The 19,778-nt window shown below is 70.9% G+C and carries 17 protein-coding genes and 4 tRNA genes; 9 read left to right on the plus strand and 12 right to left on the minus strand.

The features are described from left to right. The 5 genes from ACZ4XJ_RS13765 to ACZ4XJ_RS13785 form a co-directional block, all read right to left on the minus strand. On the minus strand, nucleotides 1-1,932 hold a 1,932-nt coding region (locus ACZ4XJ_RS13765), incomplete at its 3' end, for a DEAD/DEAH box helicase (protein WP_362874968.1). 273 nt (nucleotides 1,933-2,205) lie between these two features. Then, on the minus strand, nucleotides 2,206-2,835 hold the full coding sequence (locus ACZ4XJ_RS13770; protein WP_362874969.1) for a hypothetical protein: 630 nt from the start codon (nucleotides 2,833-2,835) through the stop codon (nucleotides 2,206-2,208). A gap of 86 nt (nucleotides 2,836-2,921) precedes the next feature. Then, the gene (crcB, locus tag ACZ4XJ_RS13775; RefSeq protein ID WP_468496290.1) at nucleotides 2,922-3,296 is read right to left on the minus strand and encodes a fluoride efflux transporter CrcB; all 375 of its coding nucleotides are present in this window, start codon (nucleotides 3,294-3,296) and stop codon (nucleotides 2,922-2,924) included. Beyond that, nucleotides 3,293-3,784 (minus strand): fluoride efflux transporter FluC, encoded by a 492-nt coding sequence (locus ACZ4XJ_RS13780; protein WP_468496291.1) that lies wholly within the window; start codon nucleotides 3,782-3,784, stop codon nucleotides 3,293-3,295. The genes crcB and ACZ4XJ_RS13780 overlap by 4 nt, the downstream gene beginning before the upstream one ends. Next, nucleotides 3,781-4,131, minus strand: coding sequence for a metallopeptidase family protein (locus ACZ4XJ_RS13785; protein WP_030225620.1), 351 nt, complete (start codon nucleotides 4,129-4,131; stop codon nucleotides 3,781-3,783). The genes ACZ4XJ_RS13780 and ACZ4XJ_RS13785 overlap by 4 nt, the downstream gene beginning before the upstream one ends. A 103-nt stretch (nucleotides 4,132-4,234) precedes the next feature. On the opposite strand from ACZ4XJ_RS13785, the gene ACZ4XJ_RS13790 reads away from it, so the two are divergent. The 3 genes from ACZ4XJ_RS13790 (at nucleotide 4,235) to ACZ4XJ_RS13800 (ending at nucleotide 4,520) form a co-directional block, all read left to right on the plus strand. Next, nucleotides 4,235-4,307 (plus strand) — tRNA-Glu (locus tag ACZ4XJ_RS13790). A gap of 40 nt (nucleotides 4,308-4,347) precedes the next feature. Beyond that, nucleotides 4,348-4,421 (plus strand) — tRNA-Asp (locus ACZ4XJ_RS13795). Between the two features lie 22 nt (nucleotides 4,422-4,443). Continuing rightward, nucleotides 4,444-4,520: transfer RNA gene (locus tag ACZ4XJ_RS13800), tRNA-Phe, on the plus strand. A 38-nt stretch (nucleotides 4,521-4,558) separates the two neighbouring features. Here ACZ4XJ_RS13800 and ACZ4XJ_RS13805 read toward each other — a convergent pair. The 3 genes from ACZ4XJ_RS13805 to ACZ4XJ_RS13815 are packed head-to-tail and all read right to left on the minus strand — an operon-like array spanning nucleotide 4,559 to nucleotide 6,640. Beyond that, nucleotides 4,559-5,401, minus strand: a complete 843-nt coding sequence (locus tag ACZ4XJ_RS13805) for a cytochrome c biogenesis CcdA family protein (RefSeq protein ID WP_468496292.1) — start codon at nucleotides 5,399-5,401, stop codon at nucleotides 4,559-4,561. Further along, nucleotides 5,398-6,165 (minus strand): DsbA family protein, encoded by a 768-nt coding sequence (locus tag ACZ4XJ_RS13810; protein ID WP_468496293.1) that lies wholly within the window; start codon nucleotides 6,163-6,165, stop codon nucleotides 5,398-5,400. Before ACZ4XJ_RS13810 ends, ACZ4XJ_RS13805 begins: the two co-directional genes overlap by 4 nt. 49 nt (nucleotides 6,166-6,214) lie before the next feature. Beyond that, the gene (locus tag ACZ4XJ_RS13815; RefSeq protein ID WP_468496294.1) at nucleotides 6,215-6,640 is read right to left on the minus strand and encodes a hypothetical protein; all 426 of its coding nucleotides are present in this window, start codon (nucleotides 6,638-6,640) and stop codon (nucleotides 6,215-6,217) included. 110 nt (nucleotides 6,641-6,750) lie between these two features. On the opposite strand from ACZ4XJ_RS13815, the gene hrpA reads away from it, so the two are divergent. Both hrpA and ACZ4XJ_RS13825 read left to right on the plus strand, forming a co-directional pair. Then, nucleotides 6,751-10,674, plus strand: a complete 3,924-nt coding sequence (hrpA, locus tag ACZ4XJ_RS13820; protein WP_468496295.1) for an ATP-dependent RNA helicase HrpA — start codon at nucleotides 6,751-6,753, stop codon at nucleotides 10,672-10,674. 70 nt (nucleotides 10,675-10,744) lie between these two features. Continuing rightward, nucleotides 10,745-10,818 (plus strand) — tRNA-Asp (locus ACZ4XJ_RS13825). Nucleotides 10,819-11,470: 652 nt separating this feature from the next. Here ACZ4XJ_RS13825 and bldC read toward each other — a convergent pair. Continuing rightward, nucleotides 11,471-11,677: a developmental transcriptional regulator BldC gene (gene bldC / locus ACZ4XJ_RS13830; protein WP_003949541.1), complete on the minus strand. Its 207-nt coding sequence runs from the start codon at nucleotides 11,675-11,677 to the stop codon at nucleotides 11,471-11,473. A 587-nt stretch (nucleotides 11,678-12,264) separates the two neighbouring features. Next, nucleotides 12,265-13,119, minus strand: a complete 855-nt coding sequence (locus tag ACZ4XJ_RS13835; protein ID WP_362874976.1) for a DUF8083 family protein — start codon at nucleotides 13,117-13,119, stop codon at nucleotides 12,265-12,267. A gap of 257 nt (nucleotides 13,120-13,376) precedes the next feature. On the opposite strand from ACZ4XJ_RS13835, the gene ACZ4XJ_RS13840 reads away from it, so the two are divergent. Both ACZ4XJ_RS13840 and ACZ4XJ_RS13845 read left to right on the plus strand, forming a co-directional pair. Continuing rightward, nucleotides 13,377-14,516, plus strand: a complete 1,140-nt coding sequence (locus tag ACZ4XJ_RS13840) for a Leu/Phe/Val dehydrogenase (RefSeq protein WP_468496296.1) — start codon at nucleotides 13,377-13,379, stop codon at nucleotides 14,514-14,516. Between the two features lie 281 nt (nucleotides 14,517-14,797). Further along, the gene (locus tag ACZ4XJ_RS13845) at nucleotides 14,798-15,067 is read left to right on the plus strand and encodes a DUF3073 domain-containing protein (protein WP_362874978.1); all 270 of its coding nucleotides are present in this window, start codon (nucleotides 14,798-14,800) and stop codon (nucleotides 15,065-15,067) included. A 93-nt stretch (nucleotides 15,068-15,160) separates the two neighbouring features. On the opposite strand, the gene purM is transcribed toward ACZ4XJ_RS13845, so the two are convergent. Both purM and purF read right to left on the minus strand, forming a co-directional pair. Then, nucleotides 15,161-16,231 (minus strand): phosphoribosylformylglycinamidine cyclo-ligase, encoded by a 1,071-nt coding sequence (gene purM / locus ACZ4XJ_RS13850; RefSeq protein WP_362874979.1) that lies wholly within the window; start codon nucleotides 16,229-16,231, stop codon nucleotides 15,161-15,163. 106 nt (nucleotides 16,232-16,337) lie between these two features. Then, nucleotides 16,338-17,855, minus strand: a complete 1,518-nt coding sequence (gene purF / locus ACZ4XJ_RS13855) for an amidophosphoribosyltransferase (protein WP_468496297.1) — start codon at nucleotides 17,853-17,855, stop codon at nucleotides 16,338-16,340. Nucleotides 17,856-18,048: 193 nt separating this feature from the next. Between purF and ACZ4XJ_RS13860 the strand changes: the two genes are divergently transcribed. Both ACZ4XJ_RS13860 and ACZ4XJ_RS13865 read left to right on the plus strand, forming a co-directional pair. Beyond that, nucleotides 18,049-18,144, plus strand: coding sequence for a putative leader peptide (locus ACZ4XJ_RS13860; RefSeq protein WP_362874981.1), 96 nt, complete (start codon nucleotides 18,049-18,051; stop codon nucleotides 18,142-18,144). Between the two features lie 188 nt (nucleotides 18,145-18,332). Further along, nucleotides 18,333-19,757, plus strand: coding sequence for a sulfatase-like hydrolase/transferase (locus ACZ4XJ_RS13865; protein ID WP_468496298.1), 1,425 nt, complete (start codon nucleotides 18,333-18,335; stop codon nucleotides 19,755-19,757). Nucleotides 19,758-19,778: the final 21 nt, after the last annotated feature.

Raw genomic sequence — 19,778 nt, forward strand, 5'->3', positions numbered from 1 at the left:
GCGACGGAAGCCGCCACCACGGTTGTCATCACGACGGTCACCACCGGAACGGAAACCACCCGACGGACGGTCATCGCGGCGGAAGCCACCACGGTCACCGCCACGGTCGTCACGGTTGAAGCCACCCGACGGACGGTCGTCGCGACGGAAGCCGCCACCACGGTTGTCATCACGACGGTCACCACCGGAACGGAAACCACCCGACGGACGGTCATCGCGGCGGAAGCCACCACGGTCGCCACCACGGCTGTCGCGGTCGCCACCGCGGTTGTCGCGGCGCTCGTAGTTGCCGCGGTCGTCGCGACGCTCGACGGTGCGCTCCTGGGCGACCGGCTCGGCGACGGCGGCGACGGCTGCCGCGACCTCGGCCTCGGCTGCCTCGACGACCTCGGCGACGGCGGCCTCCGGGTCCTCACCGCGCTCGCGGGCGGAACGGGCGACGAGGCGGTCGGCCTCCTCGCGCAGTTCCACGGCGCGGCGCGACAGGCGCTCCAGCTGCTTGGTGAGGTCGGCGACCTCGCGCTCGGCCTGCTTGGCGGCGTTGTTCGCCGAGTCGGCCTGGACCTGGGTGAGCGAACGCGCACCGGTGATCTCGGCGACCTCGGGGTCGAACGCGCCGACGCCCTGGACGATGTGGCGCGAGGCGTCGACGCCCGCGTCCTCCATCAGGCGGAAGATCTGGCGACGCTGGTGCGGGAGCGCCAGCGACACGACGACACCGGACTTGCCGGCGCGGGCGGTACGGCCCGAGCGGTGCAGGTAGTCCTTGTGGTCACCGGCCGGGTCCACGTTCAGGACCAGGTCGATGCCGTCGACGTGGATGCCGCGGGCGGCGACGTCGGTCGCGACGAGCGCGTTGACGTAGCCGTCCTTGAAGTCGGCGAGGACGCGGGTACGGGCACCCTGCGTCATGCCGCCGTGCAGCGCGTCGGCCTTCACGCCGGACTCGATGAGCTGCTCGGCGATGCGGTCGGCGCCCAGCTGGGTGCGGACGAAGATGATGGTGCGGCCCTTGCGGGCGGCGATGGCGGCCGTGACCGGCGCCTTGTCCTTCGGCTTCACGACGAGGACGTGGTGCGTCATGGTCGTGACGTTGCCCTGCGCGCTGTCGACCTCGTGCGTGACGGGGTTGGACAGGTAGCGCTTGACCAGGGTGCCGATCTCGTTCTCCATGGTGGCGGAGAAGAGCATGCGCTGGCCGCCGCCGGGGATCTGGTCGAGCAGCTCGGTGACCTCGGGCAGGAAGCCCAGGTCGGCCATCTGGTCGGCCTCGTCGAGGACCGCGATCTTGACGTTCTCCAGCGAGCAGGCGCCGCGGTTGATGATGTCGCGCAGGCGGCCGGGGGTGGCGACGAGGACGTCGACACCGCGCTCCAGGGCGTAGATCTGGTTGCTCATGGAGGTACCGCCGCAGACGACCTTCATCTTCAGGCCGAGGACGTCGCCGTAGGGCTGGAGGGCGTCCGCGACCTGCATCGCGAGCTCACGGGTCGGCGTGAGGATGATCGCGCGGGGCTTCTTCTTGTCGGTGTGACCGCCCGCCAGCAGGGCCAGGGTCGGCAGACCGAAGGAGAGCGTCTTGCCGGAGCCGGTGCGGCCGCGGCCCAGGATGTCCTTGCCGGCCAGGGCGTCCGGGATGGTCGCGGCCTGGATCGGGAAGGGGGCGGTGACGCCGTTCTGGGCGAGCTTGCGGACGATGCCGTCCGGCAGGCCCAGTTCGCCGAAGGTGATGGTGGGCTCCGCGTCGGCCTCGTCGGCGGCGTCGTCGGAGGGGGAACCGTCGGACGTCACGTCGGCCTCAAGGGCCTCGATGATCTCCTCCGCCTCGATGGCCGCCATGGCCTCGGTGACCGCGAGGGTCTCGGCGGTGACGATCTCGTCGTTGGAGTCGTTCTCGGGCATGACGGAACGGTCAGAACTGGAAATGGACATGCGAAATGCGAAACCTTCCGGAGTCTCGGCACGCGCCCAAACTCCGTGAATCGCAAATCGACCGCCTCAATGCGGTCAGCCACGGCTAGGGAGTACGCGCCACACGGCGCTCTTCGGATTCGGCGCCGGGCAATGGGATCAAACGATCTATAACCATACGCACCCTCCTGGGGGTCTGGCAAGTCGTTCCGGCCGAAACCCGTCTGACCTGGGACGATCCCACCGCAGCGTGCCTCGGGGAAGCGCCGCCGACCCACCCGGAGGCGGCGGGAACTACGACGTGCCGCCCGTCCCGGGGGTCGGGTCGGGGCCCGGGTCGACGGGCGGGGTCGGAGTGGGTTCCGTCACAGGAGGGTCGACGGGGGGATCGACCGGCGGCACGGTGGCCGACCCTCCGGAGCCCCCGGAGCCGGAACCCCCGGACCCGGAACCGGACCCCGAGCCCGAACCCGAGCCGCCCGCACCGGAGCCGCCGGAGGCCGACCCCGAGCCGGAGCCGCCGGAGCCGGAGCCGCCCGCACCGCCCGCGCCGCCCCCTGAGGGTTCCTGCGGCCCCTGGCCGCCCGCGCCGCCACCCGGGCCCGCCGAGGGCGTCGGAGCGCCGGGCCGGCCGGCGGGGGCGCCCGGGCTGGGGGAGGCCCCGGCCGCACCGGAGGCCTTGCCGGGCTCGCCGGCCTTGCCGTCCCGGTTCCCGGCGGCGTCCTTCGCCCCGTGCCCGTTGCCGTGGGCCCCGGAGCCGCGCCCGGCGCCGGCGGCCGCCCCCGTACCGGCGGTGTCCTTGGCGCCGGCCGACGCGGCCGGGCCGGGCTTCGCGGCGTCCTCGCCGACGCTCATGCAGCCGGCCGTCGCCGCCACGGCGAGCGCGGAGACGGCCAGTCTGAGGGAAGTGGTCAACTGGCGCACGGGGGCACCTCCGGAACACGGCGGCGGGGTCCGCGATGAGCGGGTCAAGTTGCCCAACTCCCTTTACCCCGTAAGAGACACGCCCCTTACGCGAACAGCTGCCGGGCCACCTGCGAGCCCAGGTGGACGGCGCCCAGCCCGACCAGCACCGATCCCAGGACGTTCGCCGCCGCCAGGAACGGCTCGCCACGCTCGGCCAGGCGCAGGGTCTCGTAGGAGAAGGTCGAGTACGTGCTCAGCGCCCCGCACAGCCCCGTCCCGAGGAACAGGGCCAGGCTCCGGGGAGCGGCCCCGGCCAGCACCGCCCCGGTCAACGCGCCCAGCAGAAGGCAGGCGGCCGCGTTGACCGCGAAGGTCCCCCACGGGAAGTCGGAGCCGTGGCGCGCCTGCACGGCGCGGTCGGTCAGGTAACGCAGCGGCGCGCCCACGGCCGCCCCCGCGATCACCCACAGCCAGTTCATCCGCGCCCCCGCCGGGCCGGGAACCGCAGGAACCGCCTGGTCAGGGTCGCGCCGGCCAGTACGGCCGCCAGTGCCCCGACCACCGTGAGCGCGGCGTACGCGAGCGCCACCCCGGCCTCGTCGGCGTCCAGCAGTCGCGAGACGTCCAGGGCGTAGGCCGAGAAGGTGGTGAAGCCGCCGAGCACGCCGGTGCCCGCGAAGGGCCGCAGCAGCGGGTGGGCGGTGCGCCCGTCCTCGGCGATCGCCGCTATCAGTACGCCGATCAGCGCGCAGCCCAGGACGTTGATCCCCAGGGTGGTCCACGGGAAGGCCGTCGGCCCGGCGGGCCACAGCAGTGCGGCCCCGTACCGGGCGCAGGCCCCGAGCACGCCGCCGGCGGCGACGGCCGCGAGCACCGGGCCCTGGGGGCGCGCCCGTTCCCCGGCCTGCCGGAGGTCGACGTCCGGGTCGACGGGGTCCGGCTCGCCGGCGGGGGCGGGTCCGCTCACCCGTAGCCCAGGGCGTGCAGCCGTTCGTCGTCGATGCCGAAGTGGTGGGCGATCTCGTGCACGACGGTCACCTCCGTCTCCGCGACCACGCTCTCCCGGTCCTCGCACATGCGCAACGTGGGGTTCCGGTAGATCGTGATGCGGTCCGGCAGCACCCCGGCGTACCACTCGCCGCGCTCGGTGAGGGGGGTCCCCTCGTAGAGCCCGAGGAGCTCGGGGTCGTCGGCCGGTGGCTCGTCCTCGACGAACACCGCCACGTTGTCCATCAGCCGCGTCAGCTCCGGCGGAATGCGGTCCAGGGCCTCTGCGACGAGCTCTTCGAACTCCTCGCGCGTCATCTCCAGCACCCGGTCATTGTCGCTCCGCGGGAAACCGTTTTGGCGATAGCTCCCCGGATCCCATATGCTTCTCACGTCCCCGACGCGCTGAGAAGTGCCCGGCGGGCCTTTAGCCCTCATCGTCTAGTGGCCCAGGACGCCGCCCTTTCAAGGCGGTAGCACGGGTTCGAATCCCGTTGGGGGTACGCATTAACTGTGTGCGAGACTTGTGCTCGCACATTGCAAGGACCTGTGGAGCAGTTGGTTAGCTCGCCACCCTGTCAAGGTGGAGGTCGCGGGTTCAAGTCCCGTCAGGTTCGCTGAGGCTGGAAACGGTCTCGTGGCTGGGTAGCTCAGTTGGTACGAGCGATCGCCTGAAAAGCGATAGGTCGCCGGTTCGACCCCGGCCCCAGCCACCAGAGGAAGGCCCCGTCCATCGGACGGGGCCTTCCGTGCGTCATCCCTCCGGTTCCGGCCGTTCCGCGCGGACCGCGCGCCGCCACCGAATCAGGCCGACGGCGGTCGCGGCCGCCACGACCAGCCCGAGCAGCGCCCGGTCCGGTACGGCGTCGGCGACGGAGCCCACCCACCGCTCCACCGCGAACGAGTCGTCCACGTCGAGCAGCCCCGGCAGCGCGCTCGACCCGTCGTAGACGAGGAACAGGACGCCCAGGGTCAGGAAGAACAGCCCGGACAGCAGCGAGGTGGTGTGCAGTTCCAGGCGGCCCACCCGGAAGGCCCGGCCGCGCAGCCAACGCCGGCCGCCCAGGTCGAAGCGCTCCCAGAGCAGCGCCAGCAGGAACAGCGGCACGGCCATGCCCAGCGCGTACACCGCCAGCAGCAGGCCCCCGTAGACCGGGCTGCCACCGACCGCCGCCACCGTGAGGACGCTGCCCAGGATCGGACCGGCGCAGAAGCCGGCCAGCCCGTAGACCGCGCCGAGGGCGTACACCGACAGGGCGGTGGTCGGGCGGATCCGGCCGGACAGTTCGGCGAGCCGCTTCGGGGCGAAGCCGAGGCCGAGGATCTGGGCGAGGCCGAGCGCGATGATCAACCAGCCGCCGGCGAGCACCAGGGCGTCCCGGTTCTGGTGGAAGAACCGCCCCGCGTACGAACCGGCCGCGCCCAGCGGTACGAGGGTGCTCGCGAGGCCCGCGTAGAAGATCCCGGTGCGCGCGAGGAGCCGGGAGCGGGAGTCGATCGAGTACGCGAAGAAGGCGGGCAGCAGCAGCGCGCTGCACGGGCTGAGCAGCGCGAGGAGGCCGCCCAGCAGGGCGGCCAGGTATCCGATGCCGGTCACCGGCCCGCCGCCGCCTCGGTCTTCGTCGCCTCGGTCTTCGCCGCGGCGATCGCGGCCCGGAAGGCGTCGATGGGCTGCGCCCCGGCGATCGGGCGGCCGTTGACGAGGAAGGACGGGGTGGAGCTGACGCCGATGCGGTAGCCCTCCTCCTGGTCCTTCTTCAGGGCGGCGGCGGCCTCCTCGCCGGCCATGTCCCGCTTGAACCGCTCCAGGTCGGGGACCCCGGCCTCGCGGGCCAGCTCCACCAGACGCGCCCCGGCGAAACCGGCCTCCTTGGCGCCGTCGGCGTACGCGGCCCGGTGGAAGGCGGCGAAGCGGTCCTGCCGGCCGGCGGCCCAGGCGGCCTTGGCGGCGGCCTCGGACTCGGCGCCGAAGATCGGGAAGTTGCGCCACTCGATGCGCAGGGTGCCGTCCTCCACGTACTTCTTCACCAGTTCGGGTTCGGTGTCGCGGGCGAACTTGCCGCAGTAGCCGCACCGGAAGTCGGAGTACTCGATGAGCACGACGGGGGCGTCGGCGCGACCGGTCGCGAGCTTGTCGGCGCCGTCGCGGCGGGCCAGGGCAAGCAGTTCCGGGGCGACGTCCGTACGGGGTCCGGCGTGGGCGGAGGCCGCGGGGGCTTCGGCGGAGGTGTCGCGGGACCTGTCGTCGGGGGCGGTGGCCTGCCAGGAGACCAGGCCGAGGGTGATCGCGGCGACGGCCACGCCGGCCGCGGCGAACAGGGGCGTGCGGGCGGGACGGGGGGAACGGGCGGGGGAAGGCATGCGGGTGCTCCAGGAGTACGGGTGGGGTGGGACCGGCGGGCGGCCCCTCCTAGACCCGCATCACCGAGAGCTCCACCGGACCCGGCGCGGGCCGGTCGGGCCCGCGTACGGGGCCCCGTACGGGCATCGTGCCGTGCGGCCGGCCCTCCTCGGGCGCGGGCCGGGCCGCCGGGAGCGGCGCGTGGTCCTGCCCGGCGCGCGGCGGGAGGGCCGGGGCCCGGCCGGTGTCGGGGGAGCCGGGGGCGCAGGACGGCCCGCGGGGCCCGGCGGGGTCGGCCAGGGCGGCGGCCGGGATCACGCGCGGGTCGACGGAGGCGCCGGCCGACCGGACGGCTGCCCCGGCCCCCGCACCCGGTACGGCCGGAACCGGAACCGCGCGCCCCGGCGGCGGCGCGGCCGCAGCCGGTGTCACCGTGGGGAACAGCACCGCGAGGACGGCCGCCAACAGGCAGCACACACGGTGGCGGCGGGACAAGGTGGGCTGCCTCTCACTCGTACGGCCGGGGGACTCGTCCCGAAATGGTACGGGGAGGCCCACAAATGCGTTCGCCGGCCGGAGGCCGCAGGTGAGATCCTCGATCAGGTATGTCTACTTCCTTCGCCGCCCTGCAGACGCTTCTCGGTGAGATCTCCCTCCGTGACGCGCACCGCCTCGGCCGCCGCCTTGAGGGCGCCCGCCGCATCCGCAAGCCCGAGGCCCAGCAGGCCGTGCTCGACGAGATCGCCGCGGAGGCCGCGAAGGCCGCCGAGCGGCTCGCCGGCCGTGCCTCCCGGATGCCGGAGGTCACGTATCCCGAGAACCTTCCCGTCAGCCAGAAGAAGGACGAGATCGCCGAGGCGATACGCGACCACCAGGTCGTGATCGTCGCCGGCGAGACCGGCTCCGGCAAGACCACGCAGATCCCCAAGATCTGCATGGAGCTGGGCCGTGGCGTCCGGGGCATGATCGGGCACACCCAGCCCCGCCGGATCGCGGCCCGCACGGTCGCGGAGCGGATCGCCGAGGAGCTGAAGTCCGAGATCGGGCAGACCGTCGGTTGGAAGGTCCGGTTCACCGACCAGGTGAACCCGGACGCCACCTACGTGAAGCTGATGACCGACGGCATCCTGCTCGCCGAGATCCAGACCGACCGCGAACTGCGCGCCTACGACACGATCATCATCGACGAGGCCCACGAGCGGTCCCTGAACATCGATTTCCTGCTGGGCTACCTGGCCCGGCTGCTGCCGAAGCGTCCCGACCTGAAGGTCGTGATCACCTCGGCGACCATCGACCCGCAACGGTTCTCCCGGCACTTCGGGGACGCGCCGATCATCGAGGTCAGCGGCCGTACGTATCCGGTGGAGGTGCGCTACCGCCCGCTCCTCGAAGAGGATTCCGAGGACAGCGACCGCGACCAGATCACCGCGATCTGCGAAGCCGTCGACGAACTCCAGTCCGAGGGGCCGGGCGACGTCCTCGTCTTCCTCTCCGGCGAACGGGAGATCCGCGACACCGCGGACGCCCTGGAGAAGCGCAAGCTACGCCTGACGGAGGTCCTCCCCCTCTACGCGCGCCTCTCGCACGCCGAGCAGCACCGGGTCTTCCAGCAGCACACCGGCCGCCGGATCGTCCTCGCGACGAACGTCGCCGAGACCTCGCTGACCGTGCCCGGCATCAAGTACGTCATCGATCCGGGCACCGCCCGCATCTCGCGCTACAGCCACCGCACCAAGGTGCAGCGGCTGCCCATCGAGCGGATCTCCCAGGCCAGCGCGAACCAGCGCAAGGGCCGGTGCGGTCGTACCAGCGACGGCATCTGCATCCGCTTGTACTCGGAGGACGACTTCCTCTCCCGTCCGGAGTTCACGGACGCCGAGATCCTGCGCACCAACCTGGCCTCCGTGATCCTGCAGATGACCGCGGCCGGGTTGGGCGAGATCGAGAAGTTCCCCTTCATCGACCCGCCGGACCACCGCAACATCCGCGACGGCGTGCAGCTGCTCCAGGAGCTGGGCGCCTTCGACCCGGCGGAGAAGGACCCGCGCAAGAAGCTGACGCCGATGGGGCGCCAGCTCTCGCAGCTGCCGGTGGACCCGCGGCTGGCCCGCATGGTGGTCGAGGCCGACAAGAACAACTGCGTCCGCGAGGTCATGGTCATCGCGGCGGCCCTGTCGATCCAGGACCCGCGCGAGCGGCCCTCGGACAAGCAGACCCAGGCCGACCAGAACCACGCCCGCTTCAAGGACGAGACCAGCGACTTCCTCTCGTACCTGAACATGTGGCGCTACGTCCGCGAGCAGCAGAAGGAGCGCGGCTCCTCCTCCTTCCGCCGGATGTGCAAGCAGGAGTACCTGAACTTCCTGCGGATCCGCGAGTGGCAGGACATCTACACGCAGCTGCGCACGGTCGCCCGCTCGATGGGCATCCACGTCAACGAGGCGGACGCGCCGGAGCAGCACGTCCACATCTCGCTGCTGGCCGGCCTGCTCTCGCACATCGGCCTGAAGGACACCGACAAGAACGAGTACCTGGGCGCCCGGTCCGCGAAGTTCGCGGTCTTCCCCGGTTCCTCGCTGTTCAAGAAGCAGCCGAAGTTCCTGATGTCGGCCGAACTGGTGGAGACCTCGCGGCTGTGGGCGCGGGTGAACGCGAAGGTGGAGCCCGAGTGGGTGGAGCCGCTCGCGCAGCACCTCATCAAGCGCACCTACAGCGAGCCGCACTGGGAGAAGGACCAGGCGGCCGTGATGGCGTACGAGAAGGTCACGCTGTACGGCGTACCGATCGTCGCCCAGCGGAAGATCAACTACGGCCGGATCGACGCCGAGGTCTCGCGCGAGCTCTTCATCCGCAACGCGCTGGTCGAGGGTGACTGGCGCACGCACCACAAGTTCTACGCCGACAACCGGAAGCTGCTGACCGAGGTCGAGGAGCTGGAGAACCGGGCCCGGCGCCGCGACATCGTGGTGGACGACGAGACCCTCTTCGACTTCTACGACCGGCGCATCCCGGACCACGTGGTGTCGGGGGCGCACTTCGACTCCTGGTGGAAGCACAAGAAGCGGGAGGAGCCCGAACTCCTCGACTTCGAGCGCGAGATGCTGCTGACCGAGAAGGCGGCCGGGGTCACCAAGGCCGACTACCCGGACAGCTGGCGGCAGGGGCCGTTGAAGTTCCGGGTGACCTACCAGTTCGAGCCGGGCGCGGACGCGGACGGCGTGACCGTGCACGTCCCGCTCCAGGTGCTGAACCAGGTCACCGACGAGGGCTTCGACTGGCAGATCCCGGGCCTGCGCGAGGAGGTCGTCACCGAGCTGATCCGCTCGCTGCCGAAGCCGATCCGCCGGCACTACGTGCCCGCGCCGAACTTCGCGACGCGCTTCCTGGACACGGTCGTGCCGTTGCAGGAGCCGCTGCCGGTGACGCTGGCGCGCGAGCTGCACCGGATGGTCGGGGTGCCGGTCTCGGCCGACGACTTCGACCTGACCCGGATCCCCGACCACCTGAAGATCACCTTCCGGATCGTCGACGAACGACGCAAGAACCTCGCCGAGGACAAGGACCTGGAGGCCCTGCGGCTGCGCCTGAAGCCCAAGGCCCGCCAGGCCCTGTCCCAGGCCGCGGCGGCCACCGCCGAGCGGGCGGGCGGGGAGTCCCTGGAGCGGTCCGGGCTGACCGACTGGACGATCGGCACCCTGACGAAGATCTTCGAGACCCGTCGCGCCGGCCAGCCGGTGAAGGCGTACCCGGCGCTGGTGGACGAGGGGACGACCGTCTCCGTACGGCTCTTCGACACCGAGGCCGAGCAGCGGCGGGCGATGTGGCTGGGCACGCGGAAGCTGATCCTGCTGAACATCCCGGTCAACCCGGCGAAGTTCGCCTCGGACAAGCTCAGCAACCAGCAGAAGCTGGCCCTTTCGCGGAACCCGCACGGCTCCATCCAGGCGCTGTTCGACGACTGCGCGACGGCCGCCGCCGACAAGCTGATCGCGGACCACGGCGGCCCGGCCTGGGACGAGGCGGGCTTCCGCAGGCTCTACGACGCGGTACGGGCCGACCTGGTGGACACGACCGTACGGACGGTGGGCCAGGTGCAGCAGGTGCTGGCCGCCTGGCAGGCCTGCGAGCGGCGACTGAAGGCGACCAACAGCCTGGCCCTGATGGCCAACGTCGCCGACGTGAAGGCCCAGCTGGCCGCGCTCGTACCGGCCGGCTTCGTGACGCTCACCGGCCTGCGCCGGCTGCCGGACCTGATGCGCTACCTGGTGGCGGCGGACCGGCGGCTCCAGCAAATGCCCACGGGCGCCCAGCGCGACACCACGCGCATGGAGAAGGTCCACGAGATGCGGGACGAGTACCTGTGGCTCCTGGAGCAGCTCCCCCAGGGCCGGCCGGTCCCGGAGGAGGTCACCGAGATCCGCTGGATGCTGGAGGAACTCCGGGTCTCCTACTTCGCGCACGCGCTCGGAACGGCGTACCCGATCTCGGACAAGAGGATCGTGAAGGCGGTCGACGCCCTCGCTCCGTGAGCGGGTTAGACCCCACCCCCTGAGCTGCTGTACAGTGGCGTTCGCAGCCGAGAAAAGCGGCCGCGAACGAGGACCTGTGGAGCAGTTGGTTAGCTCGCCACCCTGTCAAGGTGGAGGTCGCGGGTTCAAGTCCCGTCAGGTTCGCAGAAACGTCAGGGCCCGTATCCCCTCAGGGGATACGGGCCCTGACGCGTTTCCCGACGCGTTTCGCGGTGCCGCTTCGGCGGGCGCTTCCGGGCGGAGTTCGGCTCCGACTCCGGGCGGGCCCCGAGTCGGACCCGCGCCATGATCATTGGGCGGCCGCCGAAGCCACTGAAGGCCCCCAGGAGGGGCCGGCACCCCCTAGCGGCCCCTCAACCCCTCGCCGCCCCCGCGAAGCCCCCAGCGGGCCGCCTGCGCGGCCCGGTCCGCGCGCGGCCCGCGCGGGGCGGTTGCCCCTCCCCGGTCGAGGCGCTCTGCGGCGGACATCCCCTTACGGGCGCAATGCCGGATGTACAAGAGTGATCAACTGTGACGGGAGTCACCGCACGAGTTTTTGAGACGCGCACGTTTATCGCACACCTACGCCCGCTCGATTTAATATGTGCAATGGCACCTACCTCGTCGGACCCCGCACGCCCCGACGATTCCACCCCTGCGGGCATAAAAAAAGATCGCGCTGGACCCGGCGGAGTCCAGCGCGATCGAACGGCAATGAGGCTGTTGGGGCAGCCTCAACCGTCTGAAGCGTTGTGGGTTTCATCGGATTGGGGGACCCGATACAGACCCGTTAAAGCGGTGGTACTACTGCGCGACCTCAGGCCTCGCTGCGCTGCTGCGGAATTCCCGCGAGCAGTGCGCGAACCTCAGCCTCGCGATAACGGCGGTGTCCACCCAGGGTGCGGATGGACGTGAGCTTGCCAGCCTTGGCCCAGCGGGTGACCGTCTTCGGGTCCACGCGGAACATCGTGGCAACCTCAGCCGGGGTCAGCAGCGGCTCGGCATCAGGGGTGCGAGCGGTCATGAGCGGCCTCCTCGGGAGAACCGAACCATCTCGGTTCTTTCCTCTAAATTCTGCACCTTGGCCCGCGTTGCCCGAAATGGACATACGCAGGCCGAGTCGGTTATAGGACGAACGGCTTGTCCTCGGCACTACAACTACACCATCCGTCCAGCCCCAAGGGCCAAACCGATGGAATTGCCCTCCGAGGTGTTCATCAGCGGCGGAAGCCGATGGACCGCCCCATAGCGGACAGTCACCCCACTGTGACGATCAGTCACAGGGCGATCGGGAGTCGTCAGACCCCCCATAGAGTGCAATACCGAGCATTCCGCCCTTAGTTGGACGGAAGGAACCCTCCCCGGACTCCTTGTCCTATTTTGGCACGAGGGTAGGGGAAGGGCGCAAGGGTGTAGATAGTGCGGTCCGTCACCCTTGGGCCAATGGCCCGTATCGGGACGTAGGTCCTGGAACTAAGACCCCAATGTGCCGATCAAGGCCCTGATCTGCACCTTGTGGCCGATCGGCCGATACGACCGATACGGGTGATACGCCCAGGGCCCGGCGCGGGCCTCCCGACGGGGGTGGCGAAGGACACCCTGCCAGGTGGATCAGTTCGCGAACAGCCTTTCCCTGACCGACCGCCAGCGCTGGGCCAGTTCGCCGTACACCTCCGAGGCGCCCTCCCGGTCGCCGGCCCGCAGCGCGTCCATCCCGGCCGCGAGGTCGCGGGCGGAGCGGTCGTCGGCGAGGTCGTCAGCCGGCAGCGCGTGCAGCAGCCCCCCGTAATCCAGTTCGACCATCGACCGCGGATGGAACTCCTCCAGCCAGCTCCCGACCTCCACCAACCCCTCGGCCAGCGGCGCGTACCCCTCCGCCTGCCGTAGGGTCCGCAGCCCTCGGGCCAGCCGGCGGCGGGCCTGCACCATCGGCGTCCGGTACCGCAGCCGTTCGCCCGGCACGTACTCCCGCTCCTCGTCGCCGACCAACACGAACCAGCGCAGCGGAACCTGCCACACCCCCGTACGGATCCACGGCCGCGCGTCCGGGTTCCGCTCGCGCCACTCCTCGTACTCCGCCGCCGCCCGCTCGCGCGCAGACGCCGGTAGCGCCGCGTCCAGCACCGGCGGCGGGAACGACTCCGTCAGCTCCCGGAGGGCCAGCCAGCCGCGCAGCCGGGTGCGCCACGGACAGACCAGGACCACCCCGTCCCGCTCGGCCGTGAACGCGTCAGCGCTCTCGTGCGCCGGCACCCCCACCACCGGGACGCGGACCAAGTCCACCAGCGAGCGGCGCAGTTCGTCCTGCGCCGTCGCCACCACCCCGCGCCGGACGTAGTCCGCCCAGTGCGCCCGCTCGGGTTCCGAGAAGGCCGCCAATGGCTCGTAGACACGCAGGTAGGAGGCGTACGGGACGATCGGTACGGGGCGGGCCGAGGGCGGCCGCACTTCGGGGGATTCGCTCACGCTGTCGTACCTCCCCGTTTTCCGGGCTCCCTCACCTCCGGGGCGCCCGCGGCCCGAACGGCGGCGCCCGCGACCCTCCGCGCGCGGCCCGGAACCCCTCGTTCCGTACGGTTCCCGACAGGCCCGCGGGGCCGGTGTGACACGGGAGTGTTCCGATCCCCGGACAGGCCCTTCCCGGGCGACCCACAGGTCTTACGCTGCTCCCAGCGCGCCCTCCCCCACCCGCAGGGCGGGCGTCTTTCCGCCGCATCTCTTCCATGGGAGTCACCACCGTGACCGAAATGACCGACGGCGTCCTGCACACCCTGTTCCGCACGGAACAGGGCGGCCACGAGCAAGTCGTGCTGTGCCAGGACCGAGCCTCAGGCCTCAAGGCCGTCATCGCGATCCACTCCACCGCCCTGGGCCCCGCCCTCGGCGGCACGCGCTTCCACGCGTACGCCTCCGACGAGGAGGCCGTCCTCGACGCGCTGAACCTCGCGCGCGGCATGTCGTACAAGAACGCCCTCGCCGGTCTCGACCTCGGCGGCGGCAAGGCCGTGATCATCGGCGACCCGAGCGCCCTCAAGAGCGAGGAACTGCTGCTGGCCTACGGCCGGTTCGTGGAATCGCTCGGCGGTCGCTACGTGACCGCATGCGACGTCGGCACGTACGTCGCCGACATGGACGTCGTCGCCCGCGAGACCCGCTGGGCCACCGGCCGCTCCCCCGAGAACGGCGGCGCCGGCGACTCCTCGGTCCTCACCGCCTACGGCGTCTTCCAGGGCATGCGCGCCAGCGCACAGCACCTGTGGGGCGACCCGACGCTGCGCGGCCGCAAGGTCGGCGTCGCCGGTGTCGGCAAGGTCGGCCGGCACCTGGTGGAGCACCTGCTGGAGGACGGCGCCGAGGTCGTCATCACCGACGTCCGCGCGGAGTCCGTCCAGGAGATCCTCGACAAGCACCCCGGCTGCAAGGTCACCTCGGTCGCCCACACGGACGCCCTGATCCGCACCCCGGGTCTGGACATCTACGCCCCGTGCGCCCTCGGTGGCGCGCTGAACGACGAGTCCGTCCCGGTGCTCACCGCCACCGTCGTGTGCGGCGCGGCGAACAACCAGCTGGCCCACCCGGGCGTCGAGAAGGACCTCGCCGACCGCGGGATCCTCTACGCGCCGGACTACGTGGTGAACGCGGGCGGTGTCATCCAGGTCGCCGACGAGCTGCACGGCTTCGACTTCGACCGCTGCAAGGCCAAGGCCTCGAAGATCTTCGACACCACCCTGGCCATATTCACACGTGCGAAGGCCGATGGGATCCCGCCGGCCGCCGCGGCCGACCGGATCGCCGAGCAGCGGATGTCCGAGGCGCTCGCGGCCCGCGCCGCCGCCCGGGCGGGCGGCGCGCGTACGGCGTAGTAGCCCCGACTAGGGGCCCGTCGGGGTGCGGCGAGACGGAACTCACTGCACTTCGGCGGGTCGCCCGCCAGGAAAGGGTTAAAATCGCAGCTGACCAGCGAGTACGGGGTGTCCCGCTGGTTCTGCACCGGGGCGCGTCATGCGGGCGGCGTACCGTATGGCCGCGGAAGCAGGTACCGTTAAACCCCTACGGACGGTCTCTCCACGGAGAGCCCGCTCCGAACCATGAACGCGTGTCAGACTCTGGGGCCGTCGAGCCCCGTCACCGAGGGGGTCGAGCCATGGGGCGCGGCCGGGCCAAGGCCAAGCAGACAAAGGTCGCCCGCCAGCTGAAGTACAACAGCGGCGGGACTGACCTCTCGCGTCTGGCCAATGAGCTGGGCGCATCGCCGACAGAGCCGCTGCCTATCAGCGCGCCGGTCGAAGTCGATGACGATCAGGACGATGACGACGACGACCCGTACGCCAAGTACGCGGCTCTGTACAACAGCGATGACGACGACGACGAGGACGAAGAGTCCGGTCCGTCGGCGCACCGTCGCGGGGCTTGACGCGCAGGAACTCCTGCACAGCGGCGTCCGAGTCGGCTGACATACATCGAAACCCGGTCCGGGGCATGGCCCCGGACCGGGTTTCAGTGCTGCTCAGACAGCGTAGGAGCCGGTGAGGGTCGCGCCCTCGGTGTGGTCGCCGCGGTCCAGGATCTCGCCCGCGACCCAGGCGTCGAGGCCCCGGTCGGCGAGGGCGGTCAGGGCCACGTCCACCGACTCCTGCGGGACGACGGCCATCATGCCGACGCCCATGTTCAGGGTCTTCTCCAGCTCCAGCCGCTCGACCTTGCCGGCCCGGCCGACCAGGTCGAAGATCGCGCCCGGGGCCCAGGTCGTACGGTCGACGGTGGCGTGCAGGTGGTCCGGGATGACCCGGGCCAGGTTGGCCGCGAGGCCGCCGCCGGTGATGTGCGAGTACGCGTGGACCTCGGCCGTACGGGTGAGCGCCAGGCAGTCCAACGAGTAGATCTTGGTCGGCTCCAGGAGTTCCTCGCCGAGGGTCCGGCCGAGTTCCTCGACGTGCTGCTCCAGGGACATCCCGGCCCCGTCGAAGAGGACGTGGCGGACCAGCGAGTACCCGTTCGAGTGAAGGCCGGACGAGGCCATCGCGATGACGGCGTCCCCCGTACGGATGCGGTCCGCGCCCAGGAGGCGGTCGTACTCGACCACGCCGGTGCCCGCGCCCGCCACGTCGAAGTCGTCCGGGCCGAGCAGGCCGGGGTGTTCGGCGGTCTCGCCGCCGACCAGGGAGCAGCCGGCGAGGACGCAGCCCTCGGCGATGCCCTTGACGATGGCCGCGACACGCTCGGGGTGGACCTTGCCGACGCAGATGTAGTCCGTCATGAAGAGCGGCTCGGCGCCGCACACGACGATGTCGTCCATGACCATCGCGACCAGGTCGTGGCCGATCGTGTCGTAGACGCCCATCCGGCGGGCGATGTCCACCTTGGTGCCCACCCCGTCGGTGGCGGAGGCCAGCAGGGGACGCTCGTAGCGCTTGAGGGCGGAGGCGTCGAAGAGGCCGGCGAAGCCGCCGAGGCCGCCGAGGACCTCGGGGCGCTGCGTCTTCTTCACCCACTCCTTCATCAGCTCGACGGCGCGGTCGCCCGCTTCGATGTCCACGCCCGCGGCTGCGTAGCTGGCACCGGTGGTCTTCTCTGTCATGACAGGAGAGAGCTTTCGTGTCGTTACTGCGGGTGGTGCGGGGCCCCGGGAGAAGCTTGAAAGACAGGGCCCCGCGCAGGTTGAGCGGGCCGCGCGGGGGATCCGGCTACGGGCGGCGCAGCGCGTCGGCGGCGTCCTTGCCGCCGGCGAGCTCGGTCTCCAGGAGCTGCTTGCCCAGGAGCTGCGGGTCGGGCAGCTCCATCGGGTACTCGCCGTCGAAGCACGCGCGGCAGAGGTTGGGCTTCTGGATGGTGGTCGCCTCGATCATCGTGTCGAGCGCGATGTACGAGAGCGAGTCCGCGCCCATGGAGGTGGCGATCTCGTCGACCGTCATGCCGTTGGCGATCAGCTCGGCCCGGGTGGCGAAGTCGATGCCGAAGAAGCACGGCCACTTCACGGGCGGGGAGGAGATCCGGATGTGGACCTCGGCCGCGCCGGCCTCGCGGAGCATCTTGACCAGGGCGCGCTGGGTGTTGCCGCGGACGATCGAGTCGTCGACGACCACCAGGCGCTTGCCCCGGATGACTTCCTTGAGGGGGTTGAGCTTGAGCCGGATGCCGAGCTGGCGGATCGTCTGCGAGGGCTGGATGAAGGTCCGGCCGACGTAGGCGTTCTTGACCAGGCCCACTCCGAACGGAATTCCGCTCGCCTCGGCGTAGCCGACGGCGGCGGGCGTGCCGGATTCCGGCGTCGCTATCACCAGGTCGGCGTCGACGGGGGCTTCCTTGGCCAGGCGCCGGCCCATCTCGACCCGCGAGAGGTAGACGTTGCGGCCCGCGATGTCGGTGTCCGGGCGCGCCAGGTAGACGTACTCGAAGACACAGCCCTTGGGCTTCGCTTCCGCGAAGCGCGAGGTGCGCAGGCCGTTCTCGTCGATCGCGATGAGCTCGCCCGGCTCGACCTCGCGGACGAAGCTGGCGCCGCAGATGTCGAGGGCGGCGGTCTCGCTCGCGACCACCCAGCCGCGCTCCAGGCGGCCGAGGACCAGCGGGCGGATGCCCTGCGGGTCACGGGCGGTGTAGAGGGTCCCCTCGTCCATGAAGACGAGGGAGAAGGCGCCCTTGACCTTCGGGAGGACCTTGGTGGCCGACTCCTCGATCGTCAGCGGCTTGCCGTCCTCGTCGATCTGCCCCGCGAGCAGGGCGGTGACCAGGTCGGTGTCGTTGGTCGCCGCCACCTGGGTGGCGCGGCCGTCCTGACGGGGGAGGTCGGCGACCATCTCGGCGAGTTCGGCGGTGTTCACCAGGTTGCCGTTGTGACCCAGGGCGATGGAGCCGTGGGCGGTCGCGCGGAAGGTCGGTTGGGCGTTCTCCCAGACGGAGGCTCCGGTGGTCGAGTAGCGGGCGTGACCGACCGCGATATGACCTTGGAGCGAGCCGAGAGAGGTTTCGTCGAAGACTTGGGAAACGAGGCCCATGTCCTTGAAGACGAGGATCTGGGAACCGTTGCTCACAGCGATGCCCGCGGACTCTTGTCCGCGGTGCTGCAGTGCATACAGTCCGAAGTAGGTGAGCTTGGCGACCTCTTCACCCGGAGCCCAGACACCGAAGACGCCGCAAGCGTCCTGGGGGCCCTTCTCACCGGGGAGCAGGTCGTGGTTGAGTCGTCCATCACCACGAGGCACGCTCCGAGTGTAGGCGAGATCGACCACCGGTCCGAATTGAGAAGGACCCAGAAAAGTCACAGTGCGGACAGTCGGGTAACCCCTGCGGAGGGTGACCGCGAAAACCGCTGTGACGTGGGCCTTCTCCGGTCGTCTCGACATCCGGAATGCCCTGGTTGACAGGTGCCTGTGGGTTCGTACAAGGTTCCGATCCATGCAGCCTTCCGGTGACCGCTCCGTCACCCTCGTCGAGCGCCGACACGTGGACCTGGTCCGTGTCGCCAGCGCCATCTGTCGCGGCTGCGCGTAGGCATCGCCGCGCGCCGCGGCGCGCGTGTTCCCTCCTTCCGGCTCCTCCCGTCGCACCGACCGCTGTTGTGACGCCGCGCGCCGACCCCTTCCGCTCTGCCCTCCCGTCCTGACCGAGCCCGCCCCGCCGTGCCGTGCGCCGTCCCGCGCCGCCCCGGGCAGGCCGGTCGGCCATGCCTTGGAGTACCTGTGTCTTCGTACGAATCGAACCTGTCCCGGCGTGCCTTCGGCGGCGCGGTCGGGGTGAGCGCGGCCGCCGCCGCGGTGGGGCTGGGCGCGGGCCCGGCCGCGGCCGCCGGGGCGGAGCACGCCGGACCCGAGGAGCGGGAGTTCAGGGCCGCCCGGGGGCGGCGGTCGAGGCGCCCGAACGTCCTGTTCATCCTGGGTGACGACCTCGGCTGGTCGGACCTGTCCTCGTACGGTTCGCCCCACATCAAGACCCCGAACCTGGACCGTCTCGCCCGCCAGGGCGTGCGGTTCACCGATGCCTACTCGGGCTCCGCGACCTGCTCGCCGACCCGCTTCAGCCTGTACACCGGGCGCTACCCGGCCCGTACGAAGGGCGGGCTGGCCGAGCCGATCGCCGACAAGTCGGTGGGGCTGGAGCCGACGCACCCGACGCTGGCCTCGCTGCTGAAGGAGTCGGGGTACGCCACGGCGCTGATCGGCAAGTGGCACGCGGGGTACCTGCCGGACTACAGCCCGACCCGGTCGGGCTGGGACGAGTTCTTCGGGAACTTCGGCGGGGCGCTGGAGTACTACTCGAAGCTGGGTCTGGGCGGCGAGTACGACCTGTACGAGGGCGACGCCGAGTACAAGGACCTGCGGTACTACACGAAGGTGCTGACCGAGCGGGCGAGCGAGTACGTCTCCCGCGACCACGACGGCAAGCCGTGGCTGCTGAACCTCAACTTCACCACCCCGCACTGGCCGTGGATCGCCGAGGGGGACACGAAGGAGAGCACCGAGATCGTCCGGCGGATCAAGGCGGGCGACGGGCGGGCGCTGTGGCACCAGGACGGCGGTTCGGTCGAGAAGTACAAGCAGTTGGTGGAGGACCTGGACCGGTCGATCGGTGAGGTGCTCAGGGCGCTGAAGCGCTCCGGGCAGGAGGACAACACGGTGGTCGTGTTCTCCAGCGACAACGGCGGCGAGCGGTTCTCGTACAACTGGCCGCTGTCGGGCAACAAGGCCTCGCTCCAGGAGGGCGGGATCCGGGTGCCGAACATCCTGCGCTGGCCGGCCCGGGTGGACGGCGGCCAGGTTAGCCACGTCCCGGTGTTCAGCCCGGACTGGACGGCGACGCTGCTGGAGCTGGCCGGTACCCGCCCGCACCGCGCGTACCCGCTGGACGGGGTGAGCCTGGCCGGGTACCTGCTGCGGGGCGAGAAGCCGGCCGAGCGGGACATCTTCTGGCGGGTGCGCGGGGAGCGGGCGCTGCGGCGCGGCGACTGGAAGTACTACCGGGGCAGGTCGGGCCGGGACCAGCTGTTCAACCTGGCCGGGGACATCAGGGAGCAGGCCGACAAGGCAGCCGTGGAGCCGGCCCGGCTGGCGCAGCTGCGGGCGGCGTGGGAGAAGACCGACGCGGGCCTGCTGCCGTACCCGGCCTGAGCCACCGGGCGGGGCGCCGGG

Source organism: Streptomyces sp. NPDC029836, assembly GCF_055574495.1.

What these genes read in the sequence shown, in the direction of transcription:
- bldC (WP_003949541.1), bottom strand. Translation starts at nt 11,677, where the DNA reads ATGACCGCTCGCACCCCTGATGCCGAGCCGCTGCTGACCCCGGCTGAG.
- ACZ4XJ_RS13810 (WP_468496293.1), bottom strand. Translation starts at nt 6,165, where the DNA reads ATGCCTTCCCCCGCCCGTTCCCCCCGTCCCGCCCGCACGCCCCTGTTC.
- crcB (WP_468496290.1), bottom strand. Translation starts at nt 3,296, where the DNA reads ATGAACTGGCTGTGGGTGATCGCGGGGGCGGCCGTGGGCGCGCCGCTG.
- ACZ4XJ_RS13840 (WP_468496296.1), top strand. Translation starts at nt 13,377, where the DNA reads ATGGGAGTCACCACCGTGACCGAAATGACCGACGGCGTCCTGCACACC.
- ACZ4XJ_RS13845 (WP_362874978.1), top strand. Translation starts at nt 14,798, where the DNA reads ATGGGGCGCGGCCGGGCCAAGGCCAAGCAGACAAAGGTCGCCCGCCAG.
- hrpA (WP_468496295.1), top strand. Translation starts at nt 6,751, where the DNA reads ATGTCTACTTCCTTCGCCGCCCTGCAGACGCTTCTCGGTGAGATCTCC.
- ACZ4XJ_RS13860 (WP_362874981.1), top strand. Translation starts at nt 18,049, where the DNA reads ATGCAGCCTTCCGGTGACCGCTCCGTCACCCTCGTCGAGCGCCGACAC.
- purM (WP_362874979.1), bottom strand. Translation starts at nt 16,231, where the DNA reads ATGACAGAGAAGACCACCGGTGCCAGCTACGCAGCCGCGGGCGTGGAC.